The organism is Pseudanabaena biceps PCC 7429, assembly GCF_000332215.1.
GTDB classification, from domain to species: Bacteria; Cyanobacteriota; Cyanobacteriia; order Pseudanabaenales; family Pseudanabaenaceae; genus Pseudanabaena; species Pseudanabaena biceps.
The window spans coordinates 1-1,441 of the sequence record NZ_ALWB01000404.1 but is presented as its reverse complement, the minus strand read 5'-3'; the positions used below and the strand labels follow the sequence as shown (position 1 = coordinate 1,441).

Genomic DNA, 1,441 nt, shown 5'->3' with positions numbered 1-1,441 from the left:
GGAATTACCATTGGCTCTGGTGCTGTTGAATCTACTATCAAGCAAATTGGGCGTAGAATCAAAATATCTGGTGCTCAGTGGAAGCGCGATAATCTTCCCCAAGTTCTTAAACATCGTTGCGCTTATCTCAACCTCAATCTTGCCTAAGTATATTTACTCAGTGCCTAATTGAGATGCTCCCATCTTTTATTTCCATTTCTTGAAATTGACGGTGATCGTTGCGCTGTTCCGCTACGTGAAGCAGGAATGCAGGATTCACCAATAATTCATATTGGCGAAACGTACAATACAAGGTTAAAGTATTCGAGTTTAACCAGTATGATGCAAACATTAGCAGAATGCTATGAGACTGGTGGTTACTACATAGCCGCAGAAGGTCTGGAAGAAGAAGGATTTACTGTCGCAAATGAAAAGAAAGTCGCCGAAGCACTCCGTAAATACAATCCTGAAATGAATGCAAATGCTCTCGCAGTTATTCAGACACTACTTTTACAAGAGAATGAAATTTCAAAAGAATCATTAGAGGAATTATATAGTGCTACTTCTAGAATGAGATGGTTCAAGGATCCAAATCTGGTAAATATTTTGATTGAAGCACTGTCTTCTCGGATGTCAGACTTTCCAGAGCAAAATCTTGGTATCCGTTCAGATATCATACATACTTTAGGTCAACTGAATGATGTTAGAGCTGTTGAACCATTAATTTCTGCCCTGAAAGATAATTTTCAACTAGTTCGATATCGAGCAGCTATTGGGTTAGGTGAGATTGGTGATAGTCGAGCTATAGATCCTTTGGTTGAATCGCTAGAGGACATTGATGAACAAGTTAGAAATATGGCAAGTCACTCATTAGTAAGTCTTAAAGCTATAGAACCTATAATTCTAGCTGCCCGTCATTGTAACGTTCATGTTAGAGAGCAAGCAGCATGGATGTTAGGAGAAATTGAAGATTCCAGAGTAATGGGACTTCTTTCGCAGTTGATTAATGATGACGATCCTAATGTTGTAACAAAGGCTCGATTTGCTATAAAAAAGATTAGTCAGCGAGATTAAAGTCAGAAATGAGAGGGATCGTTGTAGCTTGTTGTGAGAGCGATCGCTTTTTTCATTTGAGAGCGATTAGGAATTTTGAGATGGTGTTTTAGGCGATTGGGAGTTTGTCGTTTGGTAGCGATCGCTTTCTATCAATGAGTAGGCGATCGATGTTTTTTCAGATTTAGTAGCGATCGCTTGTTGGGCTTTTTCATTGTAAAGGCGATCGCTTAAGGTTGAAGCTTATTATTTGCGATCGCTTTTTAGTGATAATTGAGGCGATCTCTTATTACTGGAGTTTAGACTAAAAAAGGAAAAAAAGGCAGAGTAAAAGAGATACAAACTGCCTAAAGTAGATGAAAAAGAAAAAGCACATCTACAGTCATGATTATTGACAAACTACAAGAAT

At 38.4% G+C, this 1,441-nt stretch carries 1 protein-coding gene and 1 pseudogene; both read left to right on the top strand.

What is annotated here, in order from left to right:
- A pseudogene (locus PSE7429_RS25835) lies at window positions 1-147 on the top strand (ISKra4 family transposase); the annotation flags it as partial.
- A gap of 171 nt (window positions 148-318) precedes the next feature.
- Window positions 319-1,053: a HEAT repeat domain-containing protein gene (locus PSE7429_RS24020; protein ID WP_009629758.1), complete on the top strand. Its 735-nt coding sequence runs from the start codon at window positions 319-321 to the stop codon at window positions 1,051-1,053.
- Window positions 1,054-1,441: the final 388 nt, after the last annotated feature.

Coding starts and splice junctions, on each gene's coding strand:
- PSE7429_RS24020 (WP_009629758.1), top strand. CDS start 319: ATGATGCAAACATTAGCAGAATGCTATGAGACTGGTGGTTACTACATA.